Source organism: Allopseudospirillum japonicum (genome assembly GCF_900108915.1).
Lineage (GTDB): Bacteria > Pseudomonadota > Gammaproteobacteria > Pseudomonadales > Halomonadaceae > Pseudospirillum > Pseudospirillum japonicum.
The window spans coordinates 35,667-60,773 of the sequence record NZ_FNYH01000007.1; the positions used below are offsets into that span (position 1 = coordinate 35,667).

A 25,107-nucleotide genomic window follows, 5' to 3' on the forward strand; every position below is an offset into this window, starting at 1 on the left:
GTAACTTATGTCTTTGCATCAATCAAAGCTAAGTGCATTCAGCTTGGCCCTACTGGCTGCCCAAGGTGGGCAAGCATTTGCGGGAGATTTCCAGTTAGGGACTTGGGATGCCCAATTGAACTCACAAATCAGTGTGGGGGCGAGTTGGCGAGCAGGAGACCGCAATTCTGACTACCTAGGCGCAGGCACCTTACAGCAAGGCAGTTTATTAGCACCAGCACAAGTCAATCCCTTATTAGCAGGGCAACAAACCAATAACACAGATGATGGTAATCAAAATTATGACACCGGCGAATTGTTTTCCTTGGTGATTAAAGGTAGTCACGAATTAAACCTAAGTCGTGAGATGACAGGTTTTAAATTTGGCGTCCGCTATTGGTACGATGCCGCCTTGGATCATCTGGATCGAGAATCTGCCTATGGTCAGATGAATACTTGGCAATATGCGCGCAGTTTTGATGAAGCTAAAGGCGGGGTAGAGCTACTAGATGCTTATCTCTGGCATGAATTGGACATTGCTGATCAACCGGCCCAAGTCAAGCTTGGGCGTCATGTCCTTAACTGGGGGGAAAGCACCTTTATCCAAGGGGGGATCAATAGTATTAACCCTGTCGATGTGCCGGCATTACGTAAGCCAGGGGCAGAACTGAAAGAAGGCCTGTTGCCGGTTGCTATGTTATCTGCTTCTTTAAGCTTGAATGATGCTTGGAGCTTAGAGGGTTTCTACCAGTTAAAGTGGGAGCAAACCCGCCCTGATGCCTGCGGTACGTATTTTTCAAATAATGATTTTGCTGCAGAAGGCTGCGGCCCTGTGTATTTTGGCGGATCGCGTTATACAGAAATGGCCAACGAGGTAGGAATTGCAGAACTTGCGATTGAAAATAGCCTAGTGCAAAAAAATACGGGCTATTCTTTAGCACAAATCCAAACGTTGGCCGCTACCCAGCCAGATCACCCAGATTTACCCTTATTACTTGGGGCTGCGCAACAAGTGCAAGCGCTTGTAGGCCAAGGGGTAAGCTTGGTGGCACCGCGTGGGCCTGATCAAAAGCCGTCAGATGCTGGTCAATATGGGGTTGCTCTACGTTGGTATGCTGAGGCACTCAATCATGGGACGGAATTTGGTTTCTATCATCTGAACTATCATAGCCGCTTACCTTATGTGAATGGTGTGCTGGGCACCAATACCCCGAACAGCCAAGGGCAGCCCAATGCGCAAGACCCCAGTGCAGGCACACAATCCCAATACCAGATTGCTTATCCTGAAGATATTAAAGTGTATGGGATGAGTTTTGCTACCTCCTTACCGACGGGCACCGCTTGGTCTGGAGAAGTGAGTTACCGCCCAGATCAACCGATCCAGATCAATGCCAATGATATTTTGGTACGGGCAGCGCCTTATCTTGTGTCTAACCCCAGTGCAGGGCCAAATGCCTCTTTATGGTATAGCTTACCGGAGGAAGTGCGTGCTTTCGCCAGTGGGACTCAGGTAGAAGGCTATCGGCGTTTGCCTGTGACTCAGTTACAAACCACCTTGATCCATGATGTAAATCGCGTGCTGGCGGCGGATAACTTACGTTTAGTCGGGGAAGTAGGCTTCACTTGGGTGGGGGATTTACCTGACCAAAGCCAAATCCGTTTTGGGCGCTCAAGTATTTATGGGTCTTATGGTTCTGAAGGCTATGTCACGGATTTTTCTTGGGGGTATCGTCTACGTGCTACTTTGGAATATCCCAATCAGTGGGTCAGCGGTTTGACCATCAAGCCCACCTTAGCTTGGTCGCATGATGTGCAAGGCTATGGCCCTGAGCCAGGCGCGCAATTTTATGAAGGCCGTAAAATTATCGGGCTTTCATTGGCGGCAGAATACTTAAACACTTATCAGGCCAGCTTAAGTTATACCGAGTATTTAAAAACCGATTATTGGGATTTAGACGATAGAGATTTTATCGCCATCAGCCTAGGTATGAGCTACTAACAAATAAAATAACAAGAAAGTAGGGAGTGTTACACAATGGCTAAAATCACGCATCTATTTGCAATTAAAGCAATCACTGTCAGTCTTTTGGTGAGTGGATCTTTAGAAGCGAAAGTATCTGAACAAGAGGTGCAAGCCCTAGGAACCCGTTTAACTCCCATAGGCGCGGAAATGGCTGGCAATGCTGAAGGCAGTATTCCTGCATGGACGGGGGGATTAAGCCAAGCACAAGGTAATTATCAACAAGGTTATGCGCATCCTTTTGCAGAAGAAACACCTTTATTTGTGATTGATGCTAATAATTACCAGCAATATAAGGATAAATTATCTGCGGGACAAATCGCGTTATTTAAAACCTATCCAGACACTTTTAAAATGCCAATTTATCCCAGCCACCGCACCTCAGCGTATCCGCAAGCGGTTTACGATGTGGTGAAAGCCAATGCTACCCAAGCTGAGTTGGTGGATGGGGGCAATGGGGTGACAGGTTTTCAGCAATATTTTCCTTTTCCTATCCCAAAATCTGGGGTCGAACTCGTGTGGAATCATGCGACCCGTTACCGAGGGGAAGGGGCTCAGCGGGAAATTATGCAAGTGATCCCGCTAGCCAATGGCGAGTATACGCCGGTAGAAATGCAGGAAAAGTTTAAATTTGTCGCTGATGTGCAAGACAATACCCTGTTTTATTTTATGCAGTCTGTGACTGCACCCGCGCGTTTATCAGGGACGGTCTTGCTGGTGCAAGAAACCATGAACCAAGTCAAAGAACCGCGGCGTGCGTGGATTTATAACGCGGGCCAGCGTCGTGTGCGTCGTGCGCCCCAAGTGGCTTATGATGGTCCGGGAACGGCTGCCGATGGGCAAAGAACCTCAGATAATCTCGATCTTTACAATGGTGCGCCAGATCGGTACCAATGGACGCTCGTAGGCAAGCGCGAGCTATACATTCCTTACAATGCGTACCAACTGTTGCAAAAGGATTTAACTGTGGCGGATGTGGTGCATCCTGGGCATTTAAACCCTCAGCATACCCGTTATGAGCTACACCGTGTATGGGAGGTGGAAGGCCAAGTTCATACAGGGATGCGGCATATTTATGCCAAACGTGTGATGTATTTTGATGAAGATACCTACCAACTTGCACTCGTAGATCATTATGATAGCCGTGGCCAACTCTGGCGGGTTGCAGAAGGCCATAGCGTGTATTTCCATGATGTGAAAATCCCTTGGTATGCAGCAGAAACCTTGTACGATTTAGTCAATGGGCGTTATTTGGTAACAGGTTTAAGTGTCGATTCTCAAGGTTATGATTTTGGTTTCCAAAGCGATAAAAACGATTACACGCCAAGCGCGCTGCGCCGTGCTGGTAGCCGTTAACAGGGGCTAGTTATTGATCGCGTGGAGACTTTTGTGTTGCGCACCGAAAAGGTGTATTTGTTACACTGCAATGGTGCGTTTCGTGTAAAGTTTGCGGCCTTCCCCGATTCAGAAGAAAACGCCTCCCTCTGTGAAGGGGGGAGGTAAAGCGGAATCCTGCCTGATAAGCCCCCAAACCAAGCTGTTAGTACCGTAAAGAAAAACCCTAAGCTCCCCTTAGCAGTGCAGAGTGTGTGCCCTGTTGAAAACCCCTTGTGTCTTCTCCAGTCCGTTTCTGCTTGTATAATCCTTGGCCTGCCTTGCGCTATAATCCCTGCCTTTCAAGTTTGCGATTGAGCTTTTACACTCTCACAAGTCATAGGCAGCCCTTATGGAGTTGATACGCGGCTTACATAATTTACGTCCTCAGCATAGAGGCTGTGTGGCGACCTTGGGTAATTTCGACGGCGTCCACCTAGGTCATCAAGCCGTCCTTGCACAACTCAAACAACAGGCACAAAAACGCAATTTACCGACCTGTGTCTTGGTCTTTGAGCCTCAGCCACGCGAGTTTTTTGCTAGGCGCCAAGCGCCTGCACGTTTAAGTCTGTTACGTGATAAGTACCAATTGCTGGCACAGCAAGGGATCGATCGCCTGTTATGCTTAGCTTTTAATCAAAGGTTGCGCGGACTGGATGCACGGGCTTTTATTCAAAACGTCTTACTGGATGGTTTGGGGGTTCAATTTTTGGTGGTGGGTGATGATTTCCGTTTTGGTTGCGACCGCGCGGGAGATTTCCATTTGTTACAAGAGGTCGGGCAAGATGCCGGCTTTGACGTAGCCCATACCCACACCTTTATGCGCGCCGATGAGCGTGTCTCAAGTACCCGGGTGCGTACCCTGTTAGCTTCAGGTAATTTACAACAAGCTGCCGTCATGTTGGGACGCCCCTATCAAATCAGTGGCCGAGTTATCTATGGCCGGCAATTAGGCCGCCAATGGGGGGTGCCGACCGCGAATATCGCCTTACGTCATCCTGTGTTACCTTTGCAAGGCGTGTTTGCCGTGCTAGCCCGTGTTGACGATCAAATATGGCCTGCGGTGGCTAATATCGGTTTTCGCCCCAGTGTGGATAGCTTGGTGCCACGTTTAGAAGTCCATTTGCTCGATGCACAAGCCCATCTTTATGGTCAACGTTTGCAAGTAATCTTTTGCGCGCGCCTGCGTGAGGAGCAAAAATTTGCTGATTTACACCAGTTGCAACAGCAAATCTATGCAGATATTCAAAGTGCACGGGATTATTTTGACGCACACAAGGCGATGCATGTACAACCGTCTGCCTCGGTCAATCTTTGGGCACACCCTCCTTTAGCTTCGGCACCGCTAGCGTATTGAAAAGTTTCCTACTGATAAATAAAGGCTGTGATTTAGGTTATGACTGATTATAAAAGCACACTCAATTTACCGGAAACCCAGTTTCCGATGCGTGGTAATTTGCCGCAACGTGAACCAGAACGCCTTGCACGTTGGCAGGCAATGGATTTGTATCAAAAAATCCGTGAAACCAGCCAAGGACGCCCGCGCTTTGTTTTGCATGATGGTCCTCCCTATGCCAATGGCAATATTCATATCGGTCATGCAGTAAATAAAATCATCAAGGATATGATTGTAAAGTCTAAAACCCTCGCCGGTTATGATGCGCCTTATGTGCCGGGCTGGGATTGTCACGGCTTGCCGATTGAACACAAGGTGGAAACCCTGATTGGGCGCGCAGGGGATAAAGTCCCTTATCGTGAGTTTCGCCAAAAATGCCGTGAGTACGCCCGCGAGCAAGTCGAGGGACAAAAAGCCGATTTTATCCGCTTAGGCGTGTTCGGTGACTGGCAAAAGCCTTATCTGACGATGGATTTTGCCACTGAGGCGAATATTGTTCGTGCCTTGGGTAAAATTGTGCAGCAAGGCCATTTGGTCAAAGGATACAAACCGGTTTATTGGAGTGTGGTCGGTCAATCCGCCCTTGCAGAAGCTGAGGTGGAATACCAAGAAAAAACCTCGACCGCGATTGATGTGCGTTTTACTTGTATCCATCCTGAGCAAGTCGCCAGCTGCTTTGCGGCGACTGAGACAGTCCAAGGGCCGATTTCTGTAGTGATTTGGACCACCACGCCGTGGACGATTCCAGCCAATCAAGCGGTTTCCCTCAACCCAGAATTAGAATATGCCTTGGTGGCCGTCGACTTGGGCCAAGGGCCAGAAGCCTTGATTCTCGCAGCCGAGATGCTCGAAAGCATTATGCAGCGTTGGGATGTAGAGCAATACCAAGTGCTGGGGCGTTGTCAGGGACGTGCTTTAGAACACCAAAGCTTGCAACATCCTTTGTACTTGGAAAAACAAGTGCCTGTAATTTTGGGCGAGCATGTCACCCTGGAGGCAGGGACAGGTGCAGTACACACGGCACCGGATCACGGGATGGAGGATTTCCTCGTTGGACAAGCCTATCAACTCGGCACGCTCAATCTAGTGCAAGCGGATGGCACTTATAGCGCGCAAGCCGGTGCCTTTGCAGGGATTCATGTCTATAAAGCTGATACCCCTGTGTGTGATGCTTTAACGCAAGCGGGCAAATTGGTACATCTGAAACGCTTCCAACATTCTTATCCACATTGTTGGCGTACGAAAACCCCGTTGATTTATCGGGCCACACCGCAATGGTTTATTTCCATGCAGGCCAAAGGCTTACAGTCAACGGCTTTGCAAGCGATTGAAGGGGTGCGTTGGTTCCCAGAGTGGGGACAAAATCGTATCCAAGGCATGCTAGAACAAAGCCCAGATTGGTGTGTCTCGCGTCAGCGGACTTGGGGTGTGCCTATTACCCTCTTTACCCATAAACAAACTGGTGAGCTACATCCAAAAACCGCAGAACTGATTGAAGCTGTCGCCCAACGTATTGAAGTGGACGGGATAGATGCTTGGTTCGAGCTAGATCCCCAAGACCTTTTAGGTGCAGAAGCCGCCGAGTATGAGCAAGTCACAGATACTTTAGATGTGTGGTTTGATTCTGGGGTGACGCATGATGCGGTTTTGCGTCATCGCAGCGAATTACACTTCCCTGCAGATTTATACCTTGAAGGCTCAGATCAGCATCGAGGTTGGTTCCAATCTTCGCTCAAAACCTCAATTGCGATCAATGGATGTGCGCCTTATAAGCAAGTGCTCACGCACGGTTTTACCGTAGATGAGAAAGGCTACAAAATGTCCAAATCTTTAGGGAATGTGATTGCCCCGCAAGAGGTAACAGATACCCTAGGCGCGGATATTTTACGTTTATGGGTGGCTTCCACCGATTATTCGGGAGAAATGGCCGTCTCTAAACAAATTTTGCAGCGTACCGCAGATGCGTATCGCAGAATTCGCAATACGGGGCGCTTCCTGCTGGCTAACCTGAATGGTTTTGATCCTGCGCGTGATCAAGTCCCCGCTGAGCAGATGTTGGCCTTGGATGTATGGGCCGTAGATGCCGCAGCACGCTTGCAAGCGAAAGTAGAAACCGCGTATCAAGAATACCGTTTCCTTGAAGTCTATCAACAAGTGCATCACTTCTGTGTGCATGAACTGGGTGGCTTCTATCTGGATATCATTAAGGATCGTCAATACACGACCCAAGCAAATAGCCGCGCGCGTCTTTCTTGTCAAACGGCCCTGTATCATATTGCGCAAGCCTTGGTACGTTGGATTGCACCGATTTTAAGTTTCACTGCGGAAGAAATGTACGAATCCTTGCCCGGGGAAAAACAAGAAAGCATTTTCCTCACCACTTGGTATCAAGACTTGTTCACTTTAGAAGCCCACACTAGTGATTTTGATGCGGATTTCTGGGCGCATATCCTGAATGTGAAATCAGCCGTCAATAAGTGCTTAGAAGATGCCCGCAGCGAGAAACTGATTAAGGCATCCTTAGCGGCAGAAGTGACTTTGTATGTGGATGATACCCTGCAAGCACACTTAGCGCGTTTAGGGGATGAGGTGCGCTTTGTCTTGCTGACCTCAGAGGTGACTTTAGCCCCCTTGGCACAAGCGCCAGCAGATGCACGCACAACCGAGGTGGCCGGTTTGCAAGTCGTGGTTGCTAATTCCCAGCATGCTAAATGCAGCCGGTGTTGGCACCATCGCGAAGATGTGGGCCAAGATCCACAGCACCCGCAACTTTGTCGCCGTTGTGTGGCTAATTTGCCGGAAGGTCCGGGCGAAACCCGACAGTACGCCTAATTAGCCATCTATCTAAGCAAGTTGGTTGGGTTGCTGATGCAACCCAGCGCTTTAGTGCAACTGAAGAGAAAGGATCCATGTCGCAATTGACTCGGCTGAAAGTGGCCTTGGTGCATGATTGGCTGGTCACTTATGCAGGGGCAGAGCGTGTGCTTGCCGCCTTGTTAGAAATTTTTCCACAAGCACAGATTTTTAGTGTGGTGGATTTTCTCAATGAGGCAGACAGGCAGGCGTTAGGCCAACGCAAAGCAAAGACCAGTTTTATCCAGAAGTTGCCGAAAGCACGCAAGCATTACCGCCATTATTTGCCACTGATGCCGCTTGCAGTTGAGCAATGGGACTTGCGTGGCTTTGATTTGGTGATCTCTTCTAGTCATGCCGTGGCCAAGGGGGTGATTACTGGACCAGATCAAACGCATATTTGTTATTGCCATAGCCCTATGCGTTACGCATGGGATCTACAAGGCCAATATTTGCAAGAATCTGGCCTGACTTCTGGATTAAAAAGTGCTTTAGTGCGTTATCTGTTGCATAAATTGCGTTTATGGGATTATGCCAGCGCGGCCCGTGTGGATACTTTTATTGCCAATTCTGCCTATATCCAGCGCCGCATTCGTACGTGTTACCGGCGCGAGGCTGATGTGATTTATCCACCGGTGGCGGTGGCGAATCTACCGGTGAATTTAGGCGTTCGTGAATCCTTTTATGTGACGGCTTCGCGCTTGGTCCCTTATAAAAAAATCGACTTGATTGTGCGTGCTTTTCAATCGCATCCAGAACGTACGCTGATTGTGATTGGTGAGGGGCCGCAACTGGCACAGATTCGCCAATTGGCAGCCCCTTATGCACATATTCAGGTATTGGGTTATCAAGCGGATGCGCAATTGCAAGATTATCTTGCGCGTGCACAGGCGTTTATTTTTGCTGCGGAAGAAGATTTTGGTATTTTGCCCGTGGAAGCTCAAGCGCTAGGAACCTGCGTAGTTGCCTATGGGCGCGGCGGCTTAAGTGAAAGTATCCGCGATGGTCACACAGGTTATCTTTATCGGCAGCAAACGCCCGAGGCGCTGAATGCCGCTTTAGCGACATTAGAGGCAGAACGAAGGCATTGGCAGGCAAAAGACTACGCAGACTTTGCGCGTGCTTGTCGTATCCAAGCAGAAAAATTTCAACATCAGCATTTTATTGAGGCAATGCAAGCTTTAATCGCCCAGCATTGTGTGTATGAATCACCACTAGGATAACATGTTATGCAAACCAATAAGTCTGCACTGATTACGGGGATTACCGGTCAAGACGGCGCTTATCTGGCGCAGCTTTTGCTTAGCAAAGGCTACAAAGTTTACGGCCTTAGCCCGCGACGTAGCACCTCAGAAGTCAATTTCACTCGCCTTGAGTGGTTGGGGATTTTTGAGCAAGTGCAGCTTTTGGAAGGGGATTTAACCGATCTTTCCAGCTTAATCCGTGCATTACAAAACTCACAAGCCGATGAAGTGTACAACCTAGGTGCGCAATCTTTTGTGCAAACCTCATGGGATCAACCGTTGCTGACAGGTCAAGTCACTGGGATGGGTGCGGCAAATTTATTGGAAGCTATCCGCTTAATTCGTCCACAGGCGCGTTTTTATCAAGCCTCTACCTCAGAGATGTATGGCTTGATTCAAGAACCCCAGCAAAGCGAGACCACCCCTTTCTACCCACGTTCTCCTTATGCGGCTGCCAAACTGTATGCGCATTGGATGACAGTGAACTACCGCGAAAGCTTTAGTTTGTATGCGTGTAGCGGGATTCTTTTTAACCATGAATCGCCTTTACGTGGATTAGAGTTTGTTACCCGTAAAGTGACGGATGCAGTGGCTCGAATTAAGTTGGGTTTGGCGCATGAGTTACGTTTGGGCAATATTGACGCGCAGCGTGATTGGGGCCATGCGCGGGATTATGTGGAAGCGATGTGGTTGATGCTGCAGCAAGAAACCCCAGAAGATTTTGTAATTGCCACCGGACGCACTACCACGGTGCGGGATATGTGCCGGATTGCGTTTGCGCATGTAGGGTTAGAGATGGATCAATATTTGGTGATAGATCCAAAGTTTTTCCGTCCTGCGGAAGTGGATATTTTGCTCGGTGACCCCAGCAAAGCCCAGCAGAAACTCGGTTGGACGCCAAGCACTAGCCTAGAATCTTTAATTTGTGAAATGGTCGATGCCGATTTAGCACGTCTTGCATCACTGAAATAGCACAAGTGATCCAACCTAGGCCAAGGCATAGGTTGGCAAAGCCAAACAGCCTTGAGAGATGTTATGCGTTCAATTTTAATCACTGGGGCTAGCGGTTTTGTTGGCCGTGTGGCTTTACCAAGCTTGCAGCAGGCGTGGCCGCAAGCAAAACTACATGCTTGTGCGCGTGTGATACCACAAGGGTTGCAGGCCACCAATATTTGTTGGCATGCGCTGGATATGACGCAAGCGACCTCAGTTGAGGCACTGGTTGCCAAAGTACGCCCACAGGCGGTATTACATCTGGCCGCGCAAGCCCATGTGCCTACCAGCTTTGCCGAGCCAGAACGTACTTGGGCTGTCAATCTCCACGGGACACGCTATTTGTTGGAAGCACTGGCACGACACACACCGCAAGCGATTGTGCTACAAATTGGCTCAGCGGATATGTATGGGTCTAGCTTCCAAAATGGTGAACCCGTGCAGGAAAATAGCCCTTTTGCGCCCTTAAATCCTTATGCTGCCAGCAAAGCCGCCGCAGATTTAGCCGCTTATGCACACGCACACACCAGCGATTTACAGATTATTCGCGTACGTGCTTTTAATCATACTGGAGCGGGCCAAAGTCCAGCGTATGCCTTATCGGGCTTTGCCCGTCAAATTGCACGTATAGAAGCGGGTTTGCAAGCACCTGTGTTAGAGGTTGGTGATTTGAGCGCGCAGCGGGATTTTTTAGCGGTACAAGATGTGGTCGCTGCGTATGTACTCTTATTGCAGCAGGCCAGACAAGTACCAAGCGGATATGCGGTGAATGTCGCTTCTGGGCAAGCACATAGGATGCAAAACTTACTGGATCTGCTGAAAGCCCACGCCAAAATACCAATTGAGCAACGCCAAGACCCACAACGCTTGCGCCCGAGTGATATTGCGCGTGTCTGTGCCGATAACCAAAGGCTGCAAAGTCTTGGCTGGCGAGCGCAAGTGCCTCTGGAGCAATGTTTACAGGCGTTATTAGCGCATTGGCGTTGGCAGATTGCACAGGAAATTTCATGTTAAAACGCTGGCTTGATTTGCCTCGGCTGCAAGCGCATCAGCTGAGCTTGATTTGGCACTTTAGCCGCCAAGAGTTAATCGAACGTTATACAGGTTCTGTCTTTGGCCGCCTTTGGGCTTTGATTCAGCCGTTAGTCAATATCCTGATTTTTATTTTTGTCTTTGCGCATATTATGGGCGCACGTCTTCCTTTGGATGCCATTCCCAGTCAAGTAGGGATCGCGCCGACCTATGCGTATAGCCTGTATTTAACCACAGGGATGTTGGCTTGGGTGGCCTTTAGTGCTTGTTTAGCACGGGTGGCCAGTGTCTACCAACACAAGGCGCACTTGCTGCATAAGATCCCCTTATCCTTGTTGGTGTTGCCTTTATATATTCCCTTGACAGAAAGCCTGATTTATAGCCTGTCGATGGCATTATTTGCGCTATTTCTTACCTCTATTGGTGTCAGTATTACCCTTTACTGGCTGTGGTTGCCTGTGTTGCTGGGGATTTTATTGGCATGGGCTTTGGGATTGGGATTACTTGCCGCCATGTTAGGGGTTTTTTTGCGTGATCTACGTGAGCTAGTCCCTGTGCTCTTACAGCTGGGCTTTTGGATGACCCCCATTGTGTATGTGCCGGATATCTTGCCAGAGACTTGGCGTTGGTGCTTGTACCTCAACCCCTTGTATCCCCTGCTAGAAGCTTTCCGAGATGTGGTTTTGTATCAACAACATCCTTCCTTGTGGGTGTTGGGTCTTTTAGGTGGTGCCGCCTTGGCATTATTAGTGGGCGCGCGTGCGCTCAAACAGCGTTTACAAGGAGCCTTACGTGACCACATCTAAAACGCCTGTACTGACTTTAGATCAAGTGAGTAAAGACTTTAAAGTCTATCCCAAACCCAGCTCTGCCCTCGTAGAAGCCTTAAGTGGTCGCTGCCAACATACCAATAAAAGGGTCTTAGATCAGATTAGCCTGCAAGTCCACGCGGGGGAGAGTGTGGCGATTTTAGGCCGCAATGGTGCGGGCAAATCGACCCTGCTTAAACTGATCGCTGGGGTATTATTGCCAGATAGCGGGCACATACACGCCAGTGGACGCATTACCGGTTTATTGGAATTGGGGACTGGGTTTGATGTAGAACTCAATGCCTATCAAAATCTGTATGCTAATGCGCTTTTGTTAGGGATGACACCAGCAGAAATTAAAGCGCGCCAAGCCGCTATTTTGGATTTTGCCGAGTTGCCTGCAGAGGCACTTGCAGCCCCTTTGCGTACCTATTCTTCTGGGATGTTGATGCGTTTAGGTTTTGCAGTGGCGCTACATGCGCAACCTCAATGTTTTATCATTGATGAAGCCCTTGCAGTGGGAGATGGTTATTTTCAGCAAAAATGTGTGCAGAGAATCCGTGAATTTCAAGCACAAGGCGGTGCCCTCTTACTGGTTTCCCACGACTTGCATAGTGTGAAAAGTCTATGCCAACGTGCACTGGTGCTCGAGCAAGGCGAGCTTGTCTATCAAGGAGATGCATTAAGTGCAACTCAGTATTACACCAGTTTACTCGCTGGTTATGCAGACCAACAAGCCCACAGACGTGAGCGCCAGCAAGGCTATGGTTCGCAAGTAATTCGCCTAGTGAATGCCCAAATGCGACGTTTGCATCAGCCAGCAGACCCCCAGAATCTAGAGGGTATGGCTGAAACTGAGTTTACTTCTGGTGATCCAATACAAATTCATATCCAACTAGAGGCACAGCAAGCCTGTGAAGATATGAGCCTAGGGATTTTGATTCGTGATCGTCTCGGGATTGATGTCTATGGTACGAATTCGCATTTGCTTGGACAAAACTTCTCCCTTAAAGCTGGGCAAAGTTGCACCTTGATTTATCAGCTGACGTTGGATCTGGCCCCTGGTGCTTATGCTTTAACCTTGGCATGTCATGCAGGGCGGCATCATTTGGATACTTGTTATTTCTGGATAGATGGTGCGGTGAGTTTTCATATCTCAGGGGTCCACGGGCAAGAATTTGCTGGCCTTTGTAATCTTCATGCTCAAATGCAGGCCTTGCTATGAAGTTTGCTTATCAAGCGATCAATGCACAAGGGGAAAAAATCTCTGGTACCTTGGAGGCGCAAAATCGCCAAGAAGTCCTCAATATGTTGCAACAAAGTGGTTGCTTGCCGATTCAGGTGCAAGCGCAAGCAACCCCTTGGTGGGCGCGTTCTTATGGGCGTCAAGGCGTCAAAGGCGAGCACTTAGCAATGTATGCCGAAGAGTTGGCGACCTTGTTGGATGCTAAAATGAGTTTAGATAAAGCCCTCGCCTTATTAAGCACCCTAACAGCCAGTCCAGCTTTACAAGAAGCCACGCGCGAAATGCGCCGCATGGTGAAAGAGGGCATGACCTTTTCACAAGCTTTACAAAGCTATCCCAAGTTGTTTCCGCCTTTGATGTCTAGCATGGTCTACGCAGGCGAAGAATCAGGCAATCTAGCCACTTTAATGAGCAAGATGGCGCATTTTTTAGGCTCGATGGAACAAAGCCGCCAACAACTCAAATCTTCCATGACTTACCCAAGTATTTTATTCGCTGTGGGGTTAGGTTCTGTGGTGGTTTTGATGACCTATGTGGTGCCTCAGTTCGCCAATGTGTTTAGTGATATGGGGCAAGCACCTCCTGCAAGTACGCAAGCCTTATTAAGTTTGAGTGCGTGGATGCAAACCTATATTGCTTGGATTGGTGGCGCGCTAGCTGGGGTGATTTTGGTTTGGCATTTTTGGCGGCAAAGCCGTCAAGGCCAGTTAACTTGGCACCGTTGGCAACTGGCTTGGCCTTTATTTGGTTCTTTAATCTGGCGTATTGAACTGGCACGTCTTGCCAATACGCTGGCAGTGCTTTTGGCCGGTGGGGTGCCCTTGCTCAAGGCATTGCAAATTAGTCGCCAAGTAATAGGGAATACCGCTTTAAATCAGGCATGGCTGAAAGTTGAACAAGGCGTACGTGAAGGCAGCCCTTTAACCCAGGCGTTAACTGAATTAGCGCAAGATTTTCGCGTGAGTGAAGCAGATACCTTGATTCACTTTAGTGCTATCGGTGAAGAATCTGGCCAACTGGCGCCTTTGCTCGGTAAGGCTGCACACAAATACGAACGTGAAGTGGAACGCGAAATTAAGCATCTGGTGAGTTTGGTTGAACCCAGCGTGATTATTGGTATTGGCTTACTGGTTGGCGCTGTGGTGGTATCCATGCTTTCTGCGGTCTTTAGTCTCACCAATATTCAGGTTTAAGGAGATACCCTTGCTTGCCTTTTTAGAAGCCCATGCTTGCGCCCTTCGTCAGCAAGAAAACGGGGATTGGGAGCTTTTATACGCACAACAAAAACCCTCGTCCCAAGTACAAATTATGCTGATGCAAGCCTTGCATGCATCTATTCGCCTGCGCGAAAGCACGCCTGAGCAAGTACAACGTGAACTTGGCTATTGGCAAGAATCTGAACAAGCCCTGCAAGCGGTCGAGGAAGAAGCGCTAGAGGCGCAAGATGACCATCATTTACGGGATCTCGCCTCAGAAGCCCCGATTATCCGTTATGTGAATCAAATGCTCAAAAAGGCTATCCAAGCGCGGACCAGTGATGTGCATCTTGAGCCCAGTGAACGGGATTTACGGGTACGTTTTCGCATTGATGGAGTGATGCAGGATATCGATCATGTGCCCAAGCGCCTACAAGCGGCGATTATTTCACGGATTAAAATCATGGCGAATCTAGATATTGGTGAGCGGCGTTTGCCACAAGATGGACGGATTCGTTATCCCTTAGATGAACTGACCCTCGATTTGCGGGTCTCCACCTTGCCGACACAAAACGGCGAATCTGTGGTGATGCGGGTACTCGATCGTGGTGATGTACAAGTCGGCTTACAACATTTAGGGATGCCAGCGCATCTACAAGAGGCTTTTCAACGTTTGGTGCAACATCCTAATGGTATTTTGCTGGTCACAGGCCCAACCGGTAGTGGTAAAACCACAAGTTTGTATGCGGCTTTGCAAAGTATTAACTCGGTGGAGCGTAAAATTATTACGGTGGAAGATCCCGTGGAATACCAAATTGAAGGGATTAACCAAATTCAGGTAAATGCACAAGTCGGCCTGACCTTTGCTGCAGGTTTACGTTCGATTTTGCGTCAAGATCCGGATGTGATCATGGTAGGGGAAATTCGTGACCGTGAAACTGCCGCGATTGCGGTTGAGTCTGCCCTGACCGGACATATGGTACTGTCTACCTTGCATACGAATGATGCTGCCGGTGCGGTGGCGCGTTTGCTCGAAATGGAAATTGATCCCTTTTTGCTGGCGGCGACTTTACGTGGGGTGCTGGCGCAACGTTTGCTAAGGCGTTTATGTTCGGCTTGTTGTACTTGGTCGCCGATGACGCCTGTACAAGCCCAATTATTGGGTTGGCAAGATACTCTGCCAGAAATTGCTCATGCCCAAGGGTGTGAGCATTGCTTTGGCAGTGGTTATCACGGGCGTATCGGGGTGTATGAATTGTTACCAGTGGATACGTCTTTGGCAGGTTTGATTAGTCAACAGGCAGATACTTTGCAAATCAAAGCCCATGCACGCCAACAGGGGATGCAAAGTTTAAACCAAGCAGCTTTGGCCTTGGTGCTGGAAGGGAAAACCAGCGTAGAAGAAGCGCTGAAAATCCGCACGGGGGAATAGCTAGGCGCGTGCCCAGCTAGCGACCGGAAGAAGGGCGCAAGTGCGCCCTCTCTCATGATTTAGGCTTGTGTTTCTATTTGTTCCAATAAATCAACAATTTGCTTGGATAAATCTTCCACTTGGAAATAAAGATCTTCCGCGGCTTCTAAATCACCCGCTTCTTTTAAATCAATCACCTCCCTGATCAGGGCGTGTAAGCGGACATGGGGTTGTTCTAACGTGCGCATGGCCTCAATATGTCCATATTCTTGCAAACCTTCACTGTAATACCAGGTACCCAGCACACAGTCTTTATGGGAGACAGCTTCGGCATGGGTCAAGCTGCCACGTCCATCAAGAAAATCACGCAAACGACTACGCCAACGTAAATGGGCGGCCTTGGCTTTGGATAAATCCAAGCCAGTCGCATCAAGCTGGAAGGCTTCGACCTCCTGTATTAAATGTTCCATTAAATGAGTAATTTGTTGAGAGGCTTTCAGGTTAGAAGAGGCTCTTTGTGTGGTTGTATGTGCATGATCACGAATATGCAGCATATTGGTATGCATTTGCTGTGCTGCACTACTTTGTTGTTCAATGGCGGCGGCGATTTGCTCATTCATTTCACCAACGCTTTGAGCTGCTGTAAGTACACTTTGTAAACGTTGTGCACTGGCTTGAATTGCTTGCCCGCTAGCATCTGTACTTTGTTGAGTGTGCTGAATTTTTTGATAACTGGTATCGATTTTCTCTTGCAACTTCAGCATATGTTCGCGGATCACTTGTGTTGAATGCGCTGTGCGTTGAGATAGGGTGCGGACTTCATCTGCTACCACAGCAAATCCGCGTCCCAGCTCGCCTGCGCGTGCGGCTTCAATCGCGGCATTAAGCGCTAGCAAATTGGTTTGTTCGGCAATCGCACTAATTTCTGCCAGAATCCCCTCGATATTTTGTGCATCGGTTTGTAATGAGTGGATTTCTTCATTTGCAGCATGGACCTGCACTTGTAAAGCTTGGATATGCTGCAAAATATTATGGAGCTCTTGTTGCTCGTGTGCGGCACTATAAGAAGCTTGGCTAGCGGCTTCAGAGGCATCTTGGGTATGTAAGCTGACTTGATGAATGGCACCGCTGAGCTGTTCCAAAGCTGCGGCCACTTGAATCACTTCTTCTTTCTGGCGTTGATTGGCGATCAAACTCCCTTCTGCGGAAGTTGCTACGCCTTCCACTTCAAAAACGACACGCACTGTGGTGCGGTGTAGTTGGGCAATCATGGTTTCGAAAGTGGCCATCACTTGGTTAAAGGCATGTGCTGCTTGATCTAACTCATCACGTCCTTGCACTGGAATACGCATCCCTAGGTTTTTTTCTTGCTGGGTACGATTCATGATTTGGCGCGTTAAACTGAGGCGCTGGCTGACATTATTTAAAATCCAGAAATTGCCCACCATAATGATCAAGGCTAATAAGGCAAGGCTAGACACTGTGACTAAGCCTTGTACATTTTCAAATAATAAGTCTTGGCTATGGTGTGCGGCATCGGTACTAATAGCACGGCTTAAATTTAATAAATGTTCGATCCCTTGGGTGGCAGTTGCAAACCAGTGGCTAGCATCAACAGAATAATTACCAGCATAACTTTCAAATAAAAAAGTGTCACGCAGCGGTTTGACTTGCTGTGTTAAAAAATCAAGGGCTTGTTGGTATTGGCGATTAATCTCCTGATAATTTTTAATTTCTGGATCAGCTTTTAATAAGGGCAAATAATAATGATGCAAACTATCTAGTTCTTCATAAATAGAAGCTTGTAGATGATGGATTTTTAATCGAGTTGCTTCATCTAAAGCGGCATCCTGAGTGATTGTCCGTGCAATTAAAGCACGCTCACGGCCAAGAAACTCGGTAATTTTCCACAAGGTTTGTTTGAGCAATAAATTATGCTGACTGACATATTCCAAGGATGAAAAAGGTGCAAAAGCAGCGGCTTGCGTATGCATAATCGCTTCAATAAAAGCGGTACTGGCGGCATGATATTGTGCCAACCCTTGGGTATCTGCTTGTAGCCAAGCTTGATGTGCTTGCTGAGTTTTTTGCCAAAAGCCTTGCATATGTCGGTTATAGGGCAGCAATTGGTTCTCAATCTGCTGCAGCAAGTTGGTGGCTTGTTGGCGATTAGCAGCACGCAAGGTTTGCCATGCAGAACGATCTTTCTCACTGCCAGCAAGCACTTTATTGCCTAAACCACGCTCACGCGCTAAACGACTGACTAATTCAATACTGGTGTCACTGAGTTGGTTGGCAGTATTTAGGTGTTGCGCTCTTTGATAAGTAGGCTGGTAGACAAGGAAAATTTCCCAACAGGCCGGCACGCTAAAAATAACCAGCAAGGCAGCAGCGGCTAATAATAAGCTAGTACGAATGCCCAAGATGTTCAGTATCCATTTAAACACACACGTCCCCCTTTGATTGCTTTGGTCTTCTTCGCTAGAAGAAGAATTTTACTTGGGATTACATAAAAATAACAAAGAGAAAAACACCAAAAACAAAATGTATAAGTTGGCTTTTCTCTATAGAAAATTATCGAAGATAAATCGCCAGCAAGGGCAAAGCGGCCAGCGTATTCTGGCGTGCTTGTACACTGAGTTCTGTCAAGTCAAGTTGTCGTAACTTGGCTAAGTGCTGTGCGATAATAGGTAAACGGGCGGGTTGGTTGGTTTGCCCTTGATAACCACAAAGGGGCATATCTGGGCTGTCCGTTTCGAGTACGAATGCATCCGCAGGAATGGCAGCCATCACGCGCCGTAATTTTTGCGCACGCGGGTAGGTTAAGGCACCGCCAATCCCTAGGCGCAAACCGAGGTCCAGATAGGCATGTGCTTGTTGCAAGCTGCCACTAAAAGCGTGAATTACGCCACCACACACAGGGTATCGGCGTAAATATTGACACACCACATCATGCACTTGGCGTACATGTAAAATCACAGGTAATTGGTGTGCTCTGGCAAGTTGCACTTGCGCTTCAAATAAAGGCCATTGGGCTGCTAATGGTGCACAGTAGGGGTCTAAGCCAAACTCCCCAATCGCAATCCAAGGCTTGTTGGGATGTTGCCTTTGCAGTGTTTGTTGAAGCTGGGCTAAATCTGCATCGGGTTGATGTGCATCTAAAAAATAAGGGTGCAAGCCCAAACTAGGTGCCAAGGGATAGGGAGACGTTCGCGCCAGCTGATAAAGCGGTGGCCAGCGACTCGCTTGTACCCCAGCAAGCACACAGGCTTCAACTTGTGCTGCCTGTGCGGCTTGTAGATAAGGTGAGAGTGGATCAAAAACCGCAAAATCCAAATGGGTATGGCTATCAATCCACATGTGTCGGCTCAAGGGTGATTAGTGTTCACGTGTTGCACGGAAGACAACTTCTGGGTAGCGTTCTTGCGCTAGGCTAAGGTTCACTCGGGTGGGGGCTAAGTAGGTGAGTAACCCTGCGCCATCAAAGGCGAGCTGGTCACTGGCTTTACGTTTAAAGTCTTCAAATTTCTTCGTGTCTGTACACTCGACCCAACGCGCCGTGGCTAAGCTAATAGGTTCATAGAGACAATCGACCTTGTATTCATCTTTCAAACGATACATGACCACATCAAATTGCAATTGACCGACAGCACCTAAAATCAAATCATTATTGTTAAGTGGCTGAAATAATTGTACAGCGCCTTCTTCGGAGAGTTGTTGTAATCCCTTTTGTAATTGTTTCGCTTTTAAAGGATCACGTGGACGTACACGCTTAAATAATTCAGGCGCAAAATGGGGAATCCCAGTAAATTTTAAAATTTCCCCCTCACTGAAAGTATCACCGATTTGAATCGTCCCATGATTATGTAAGCCGATAATATCACCTGACCAAGCCTCTTCAACTAATTCGCGTTCGCCGGCAACAAAAGTGACTGCATCGGCAATACGGATATCTTTGTTTAAGCGGCAATGGCGTATTTTAAGACCTTTTTGATAACGGCCAGAACAAATGCGTAAAAAGGCGATTCTGTCTCTGTGTTTTGGGTCCATGTTGGCTTGAATTTTAAACACAAAACCGGAGAATTTTTCCTCATCTGCCTCAACATGTCGGGTTTCGGTACGGCGTGCTAAAGGCGCGGGTGCCCATTGGACAAAATCATCCAACATTTCGCGTACACCAAAATTGCCTAAGGCGGTCCCAAAATAGACAGGAGTGAGCTGGCCCTTTAAAAAGGCTTCTTGATCCCAATCATGGGTGGCGCCCCGTACTAATTCGATTTCTTCCACAAAGCTATCATATTCTTCTGCTAACAAAGTACGTGCTTGCTCAGAATCTAAACCTTGAATGCGCTGATCTGGTGGCAAGGTGTGGCCTTGTCCTGGGGTATAGATATGGATTTCATCTGTATACAGATTGTAAACCCCTTTAAACCATTGGCCAGAACCTATCGGCCAGTTAATAGGAGCGGCGGCAATTTTTAATACTTCTTCGATTTCGTCCAGTAATTCGATGGGGTCACGGATGTCGCGATCGAGTTTGTTGACAAAGGAAAAAATCGGCGTATCACGCAAGCGACACACTTCCATAAGTTTAATGGTGCGTTCTTCAACCCCTTTAGCACCATCAACCACCATCAGTGCGGAATCTACGGCAGTGAGCGTGCGGTAAGTATCTTCAGAGAAGTCCTCGTGTCCTGGGGTATCTAGGAGGTTAACGATGCGCTCATGATAAGGAAATTGCATCACTGAAGAAGTAATGGAAATTCCGCGTTCTTGCTCCATGCTCATCCAGTCAGAGGTGGCATGGCGATCACTTTTTTTGCCTTTGACGGTGCCGGCGGTTTGGATGAGTTGGCCGAGTAAAAGTAATTTCTCGGTGATGGTGGTTTTACCCGCGTCAGGGTGGGAGATAATGGCAAAGGTGCGGCGTTGTGCAACTTGCTGCGCTGTAGAGGTATTTGACATCTGTGGGGGTCTTCTAATCTGGGGGTGCGTCGATATTCCCATTAGGGGAACAGGATAATACAGGTATTTTCGCTGATCTGAGGGTGATACACAATTGGTGGTGATCGAATCGGTTGCTATTGACGCTTAGGGTGTGTTGGTGCTCAGTTATAGCGGTTTGCAATTGTTGCTTCAAACGGCTTCGAAGCATTGCTAAAAAAATACTTAGCAAACTCGAGTCGGTCTTTCAGAAAGAGTACAAGATCCACTGAGCACCTCACTTGGCATAACGTTGAAGCTAACCGGCACGCAAAAGCGGAGCTTTTGCGTGTCCAGCGAACGAAGTGAGTGAGGTTGAGTGCATTGTTAGGCCTGTGCCTCCTTGAGCAATTTGATGATTTCATTCTCGATTTTTGGTGCGAGCTTTTTCTCAGCCTCTATGTGCGGTTTGCATTCCGCACTACTATCTTTTGAGATGCCGCCATATTTTCGGTGGATATCTGAGATCCAGAAGCACGCATCGAAATATTTTTCAATGTCTTTGGCTAAGTCGGACGGGAGATAGATATTGGCATTTTTCGATGGATAGTAAAATTTTGAAACTTCTCCCAGTTCAGCAAATTCCGCCTTTTGCGTCATATGCATTTTTAGTTCGAAGAAAGCGTCATAGATTTCTTTTTTGTGACCAAGCAAGCTTATTTGATTGGCCTTTTTAGCCTCACGCCATGACCAGCGAGCGTACAGCGCAGATAGCCCAGCCACGAGCAGAGCCAGTAGCGCAATGACATCTGATGTACCCAATTTAATCTCAAAGAAGCATGCCATAGTTTATTGACCTAACGTTTGGTTAAGGGGCGGGCTTTAGCCCGTCCCAGTGAGCGCCTTGTTAGAAGCCATCAGCCACCGACTTTATTGTATGCCATGGCGATAAATTCTTTGACCTGCTCAAAATCGGATTCAGATGATATCGTGAATTCGACATCGCCTGTACCATAGTGGCCAATTGATGTGACATCCCGGTAATTAGATGTGCCTCTAGGGATATCTGAGGGTTTAAGTTTTAGGAATAGTTTAATATTCTTACCTTTCACTTCCATACATACGATGTTTTGGGAAACCTTGTATGCAACATAGAACTTCTTCGGTACCTCTTCGATTGACTCATCTAAGCCGATAATAAACTCACGGATTATTGTCGTTAATTCACGAATTTCTTCACTCTTACCTTCAAGCCGCTCATCAAATGTATAAGTTGCAGTGGCACGAGTCAGAGCTGCTTTCTTACCTGCTTCAACCATAGTGGGATTTTTAAAACCACTATCAGTCGTCATAGCTGCAGAAGACGTGGCTACTGATTTTGAGGCATGAAAAACCTCTTCAAGATATATTGAATTGTTTGAAAATAACCGATATTTCCACAATTCGATATTTGCACCCATGACTTGTACAGCGTGTAGGTCATATTTCTTATAGTTGGGAGCGATGCAAATTACCCTGATATCAGACCAATCAACTTTGACGCTTCTGCCGAGCCGCTTTTGCACAGCAATTTCAAAATCACCTTTATGGTCTTGAATCCAATGTAGATAAAAAAGACTTTGGTTAATCAGCTCCGATGATTCGACTTTTTTGTATTCAATAATCACCGGATTGTCTTCTTCTGATAGAGCAAGGCTATCTATTCGACCTGCATGCTGTGCACCGGTTGAAAATTCGCTGGCAATAAATCTGCAATTAAAGACCGTTTCGAGATTTTTCTCTATTAGGGACTGCAGATCTTTTTCCAGCGCAAAAATCTTTTGCTCGACGGCAGATAGCTTGTCTCCTGAAATATCGAAAATCGGCACCTGATGATTACTCCATTGTTTCTTTGAGTTCTAACGCCGCCAACAGGCGACCATTGGAGTGGAGCCAAAGGCGGAACGGAAAATGGGTCGCTCTGTTTGGCCTTGTTAGGGTTTTCAGTATATAGTTGTACGGTATTTCCGTACACAGTGGTGAGGTTATGGACACAATTAGCGTAAATAAATTCAGAGACAACCTGAAAAGCTTTGTGGAACAGGTAGTTAGCCGACACGAACCTCTCAAGGTCACTCGGCGTGCTGGTGAGGCCTTCGTTGTGATGAGTGCCGACGATTGGGAGCGAGAACAAGAAACCCTTCACGTACTCCAAAGCCAGAATCTCATGCAGCAGATTGCCGACTCTTTTGAAACCCACACTCGTGGACAAGGCTACAAACCAACTGATGAGCAAATGAATGAGATCACTGGTATTTGAGGGTAATACCTGGGAAGCATATGAGGCCATACGTGAAACGGACAAGCGACTGCACAAAGCTTTATGCAAACTCCTCAAAGAAATGCTCCGGTCTGATGATCTATCCTCTGGATTGGGAAAGCCAGAACCACTCAAACATAACCTGTCAGGACTTTGGTCCAAGCGGATATCCCAGAAAGACCGGTTGATATATCGATTTGATGATAAGTCCATTTATATCTTCGCTATTGGTGGGCACTACGACCAGCCCTAACACCGTGCTAAGGGGCGCGAGCGAAGCGAGCGTCTCAGTGAGCGGCAGCAAACGATCTTGAGCACCTTGTTATGGAAATTCAATTCCGCACAAGGCCCAATAAATAGAGGAAAAATACTGATAGCCATCTGCCTGCACTTTCCCTGTTTCAAACCGCCCCATGCCAACCGGCACGCTACCGCCAAGCCCAGCGTGCCAACCGATGGCACCAGGATTGATGTGACCAAGCGAACGCAACCACTGGACCACAACCGAAGCACTCAAGGCCGAAACCTCCCAAAGCCTCGGCCATTACCCAAGCCTTCGACCGCACCGAGAACGCTGGCACGATTTACCGGCTACCATTCTGTCAACTATGGCAGCCATCAAAATTACAAGCTGCCCGATTTTCATAACGCCTCATTATGTTTCTAAATGATCGCTGCCTTGATATCTCTAATGATATTAGCCCCAACTCTTTTATCGCTAGGGGTCTTCGCAAAAGCAACCTTATAACGATTGTCATCAATAAACCGTAGGTGGTTATGATTTCCATCTTCAACTACTTCTAGCCCCATGGCTTTGAGAGAGCTTTTCATACTAGATGTCACCCCGTTATAATTATTAAAAACTTGCTTTAGCTCTTCTATAATTCGTTCCCTAGTGCCATCTATCGAGTTGTTTTCTAAAACATCATTTAGCAGTTGTCGCTTCCTAGAATTCGCCTGTTGTGATTTAGCATATTCATTTAGAGCATCAAGGACTAAATCAGTTATTTCCCCTTTAAACTTTTCTTTTTCATTGCCAAAAATCAGAATAGGGTTGCCTTTCTTTGATGAGTTACCTTGAAGATCATCGAATCTAAGCTTCAATACATGGTAATCAGATTTAGATTTGTCTAGCTGCTCTTGAGCTTCGATTGTTGCAAGCATTTGCTCATTAATTTCGTATTCGTACTTTTCCTTAAGTTGTTCTATAACGTTTTCTTGTTCTTCAAGCTGTGAAAAAGCTTCTTCTGCGAGAGCTTGATATTCACTATCATTACTAAGCTCTACAAAACGTTTTTTTAGCTGAACCCTGGAGTCCTTTTGCCTCTTAGCTCTGACATCTGTTGGACTAAAATGCCGTTTCTTGTTGTAACCGTTAGTCGTATGGGTGATATATGAAAGGACATGCTGTATTAAATTTTCATTGGACTGAATGACATCCGTTAGGGTATCTCGCAGTAATAATCGACTGTAGCAATAACCTCGACTAAAAGAGGGATAGATAATGTTTATAGCACCATCCCAAGCTGAGTATTGACGGGTAAGAACCCCCTCTAACTCCCAACTATCAATCTCCTCTTCAGAGTAGACAACTTGAGCTAAGCCAACTAACTGCTCTTGCAATCTATTTGGATCAACTAGTGGCTGATTATCCTTTTTGCAATTACTAACAAAAACAAGCGGATAGTTGCGTTCTGAACGTTCAACTTCAAAACTAAGTGCTTTGAAATCATCAAGATTATTCTTGAGCTTTTGAGTGCGAAGTCCAACTGTGGTTTTAGGGTTAAGGTTGGCATTTTTTAGCAAGAAACTGACCAGTTTTGGTCTAGTAGTGCTCGGTATATCCTTAACCAAAGTACTGATGTCGCTGGTTTCGAGTAGGACTGAAACAGTTGTAATATCACCTTCGTATTTAATTCCTAGCTCAGTAATCCATTGCCTTCCTCTTACAGTTCGATCTGGATGGCTAAGTAAGATGGAATAAATTGCAGGCGCTAGTTCACTAGCAGCAAATGTTCTCACTTTGGTTTTTTCAAAAGAGAATTCTTCTCCACTCAGTAACATGTCTCTTGTAAAGTGTTGTTTTGTAACGGTTTTAAGCCAGCCTGCGATTGTTCTAAGAGCGACAGAAAAACTATCGTGCCCTAATATTTCAAACTGATTTACGTAAATTAGCATTTCGTTCCCTTTTGGTTGGGTCTAATTTTCTACTGTGAAACATAACGTTTAGGTTAAGGGGCGGCCGCGGTACGCGGGCGTCCCAGTGAGCGAAGCGAACGACTTGAACCGTATGTTAGGCATTGAAGCCCAAGTTAACACACGAATAGCCGCC

Annotated in this window: 20 protein-coding genes; 13 read left to right on the forward strand and 7 right to left on the reverse strand. The window is 47.3% G+C overall.

Features of this window, described 5'->3' with window-relative positions; translation table 11 throughout:
• Positions 1-7 precede the first annotated feature (7 nt).
• From BMX05_RS07655 to BMX05_RS07705, 11 genes are all read left to right on the forward strand, one after another.
• Positions 8-1,978 carry a DUF1302 domain-containing protein gene (locus tag BMX05_RS07655; RefSeq protein ID WP_093309627.1) on the forward strand — a complete coding sequence of 657 codons (1,971 nt, stop codon included), beginning with the start codon at positions 8-10 and terminating at the stop codon, positions 1,976-1,978.
• 36 nt (positions 1,979-2,014) lie between these two features.
• Positions 2,015-3,355 (forward strand): DUF1329 domain-containing protein, encoded by a 1,341-nt coding sequence (locus tag BMX05_RS07660; RefSeq protein WP_093309632.1) that lies wholly within the window; start codon positions 2,015-2,017, stop codon positions 3,353-3,355.
• 370 nt (positions 3,356-3,725) lie between these two features.
• Positions 3,726-4,730, forward strand: a complete 1,005-nt coding sequence (gene ribF / locus BMX05_RS07665; RefSeq protein ID WP_093309638.1) for a bifunctional riboflavin kinase/FAD synthetase — start codon at positions 3,726-3,728, stop codon at positions 4,728-4,730.
• Between the two features lie 39 nt (positions 4,731-4,769).
• On the forward strand, positions 4,770-7,601 hold the full coding sequence (gene ileS / locus BMX05_RS07670) for an isoleucine--tRNA ligase (RefSeq protein ID WP_093309643.1): 2,832 nt from the start codon (positions 4,770-4,772) through the stop codon (positions 7,599-7,601).
• A 77-nt stretch (positions 7,602-7,678) separates the two neighbouring features.
• Positions 7,679-8,845 carry a glycosyltransferase gene (locus BMX05_RS07675; protein ID WP_093309646.1) on the forward strand — a complete coding sequence of 389 codons (1,167 nt, stop codon included), beginning with the start codon at positions 7,679-7,681 and terminating at the stop codon, positions 8,843-8,845.
• A 6-nt stretch (positions 8,846-8,851) separates the two neighbouring features.
• Positions 8,852-9,838 (forward strand): GDP-mannose 4,6-dehydratase, encoded by a 987-nt coding sequence (gene gmd / locus BMX05_RS07680; protein ID WP_093309648.1) that lies wholly within the window; start codon positions 8,852-8,854, stop codon positions 9,836-9,838.
• Between the two features lie 63 nt (positions 9,839-9,901).
• On the forward strand, positions 9,902-10,873 hold the full coding sequence (locus tag BMX05_RS07685; RefSeq protein WP_218139008.1) for a GDP-mannose 4,6-dehydratase: 972 nt from the start codon (positions 9,902-9,904) through the stop codon (positions 10,871-10,873).
• Positions 10,867-11,697, forward strand: coding sequence for an ABC transporter permease (locus tag BMX05_RS07690; protein ID WP_177166835.1), 831 nt, complete (start codon positions 10,867-10,869; stop codon positions 11,695-11,697). Before BMX05_RS07685 ends, BMX05_RS07690 begins: the two co-directional genes overlap by 7 nt.
• Positions 11,684-12,925, forward strand: coding sequence for an ABC transporter ATP-binding protein (locus BMX05_RS07695; RefSeq protein WP_177166836.1), 1,242 nt, complete (start codon positions 11,684-11,686; stop codon positions 12,923-12,925). Before BMX05_RS07690 ends, BMX05_RS07695 begins: the two co-directional genes overlap by 14 nt.
• Entirely contained in the window at positions 12,922-14,139 is a 1,218-nt protein-coding gene (locus tag BMX05_RS07700; protein ID WP_093309661.1) for a type II secretion system F family protein, read from the forward strand. The genes BMX05_RS07695 and BMX05_RS07700 overlap by 4 nt, the downstream gene beginning before the upstream one ends.
• A 10-nt stretch (positions 14,140-14,149) precedes the next feature.
• Complete coding sequence (locus BMX05_RS07705) at positions 14,150-15,574, forward strand: GspE/PulE family protein (protein ID WP_218139009.1); 1,425 nt, start codon at positions 14,150-14,152, stop codon at positions 15,572-15,574.
• Between the two features lie 59 nt (positions 15,575-15,633).
• Here the strand turns inward: BMX05_RS07705 and BMX05_RS07710 are convergent, their stop codons facing one another.
• The 5 genes from BMX05_RS07710 to BMX05_RS07730 all read right to left on the reverse strand — a co-directional run bounded on the left by BMX05_RS07710 (position 15,634) and on the right by BMX05_RS07730 (position 22,344).
• A complete protein-coding gene (locus BMX05_RS07710; protein ID WP_093309666.1) occupies positions 15,634-18,000 on the reverse strand; it encodes a methyl-accepting chemotaxis protein in 2,367 nt (788 codons plus the stop codon).
• A gap of 127 nt (positions 18,001-18,127) precedes the next feature.
• On the reverse strand, positions 18,128-18,913 hold the full coding sequence (locus BMX05_RS07715; RefSeq protein ID WP_093309671.1) for a TatD family hydrolase: 786 nt from the start codon (positions 18,911-18,913) through the stop codon (positions 18,128-18,130).
• 18 nt (positions 18,914-18,931) lie between these two features.
• Positions 18,932-20,518, reverse strand: coding sequence for a peptide chain release factor 3 (locus tag BMX05_RS07720; protein ID WP_093309673.1), 1,587 nt, complete (start codon positions 20,516-20,518; stop codon positions 18,932-18,934).
• A gap of 345 nt (positions 20,519-20,863) precedes the next feature.
• Positions 20,864-21,322 carry a hypothetical protein gene (locus BMX05_RS07725; RefSeq protein WP_093309677.1) on the reverse strand — a complete coding sequence of 153 codons (459 nt, stop codon included), beginning with the start codon at positions 21,320-21,322 and terminating at the stop codon, positions 20,864-20,866.
• Positions 21,323-21,393: 71 nt separating this feature from the next.
• A complete protein-coding gene (locus BMX05_RS07730) occupies positions 21,394-22,344 on the reverse strand; it encodes a DUF5655 domain-containing protein (protein ID WP_093309679.1) in 951 nt (316 codons plus the stop codon).
• 158 nt (positions 22,345-22,502) lie between these two features.
• Between BMX05_RS07730 and BMX05_RS07735 the strand changes: the two genes are divergently transcribed.
• Together BMX05_RS07735 and BMX05_RS07740 are read left to right on the forward strand one after the other, a co-directional pair.
• A complete protein-coding gene (locus BMX05_RS07735; RefSeq protein ID WP_093309683.1) occupies positions 22,503-22,775 on the forward strand; it encodes a type II toxin-antitoxin system Phd/YefM family antitoxin in 273 nt (90 codons plus the stop codon).
• On the forward strand, positions 22,756-23,028 hold the full coding sequence (locus tag BMX05_RS07740; protein ID WP_093309686.1) for a Txe/YoeB family addiction module toxin: 273 nt from the start codon (positions 22,756-22,758) through the stop codon (positions 23,026-23,028). Before BMX05_RS07735 ends, BMX05_RS07740 begins: the two co-directional genes overlap by 20 nt.
• A 69-nt stretch (positions 23,029-23,097) precedes the next feature.
• Here BMX05_RS07740 and BMX05_RS07745 read toward each other — a convergent pair whose 3' ends face one another.
• Positions 23,098-23,292 (reverse strand): hypothetical protein, encoded by a 195-nt coding sequence (locus BMX05_RS07745; protein ID WP_093309688.1) that lies wholly within the window; start codon positions 23,290-23,292, stop codon positions 23,098-23,100.
• Positions 23,293-23,438: 146 nt separating this feature from the next.
• On the reverse strand, positions 23,439-24,953 hold the full coding sequence (locus BMX05_RS07750) for a hypothetical protein (RefSeq protein ID WP_093309691.1): 1,515 nt from the start codon (positions 24,951-24,953) through the stop codon (positions 23,439-23,441).
• Positions 24,954-25,107: the final 154 nt, after the last annotated feature.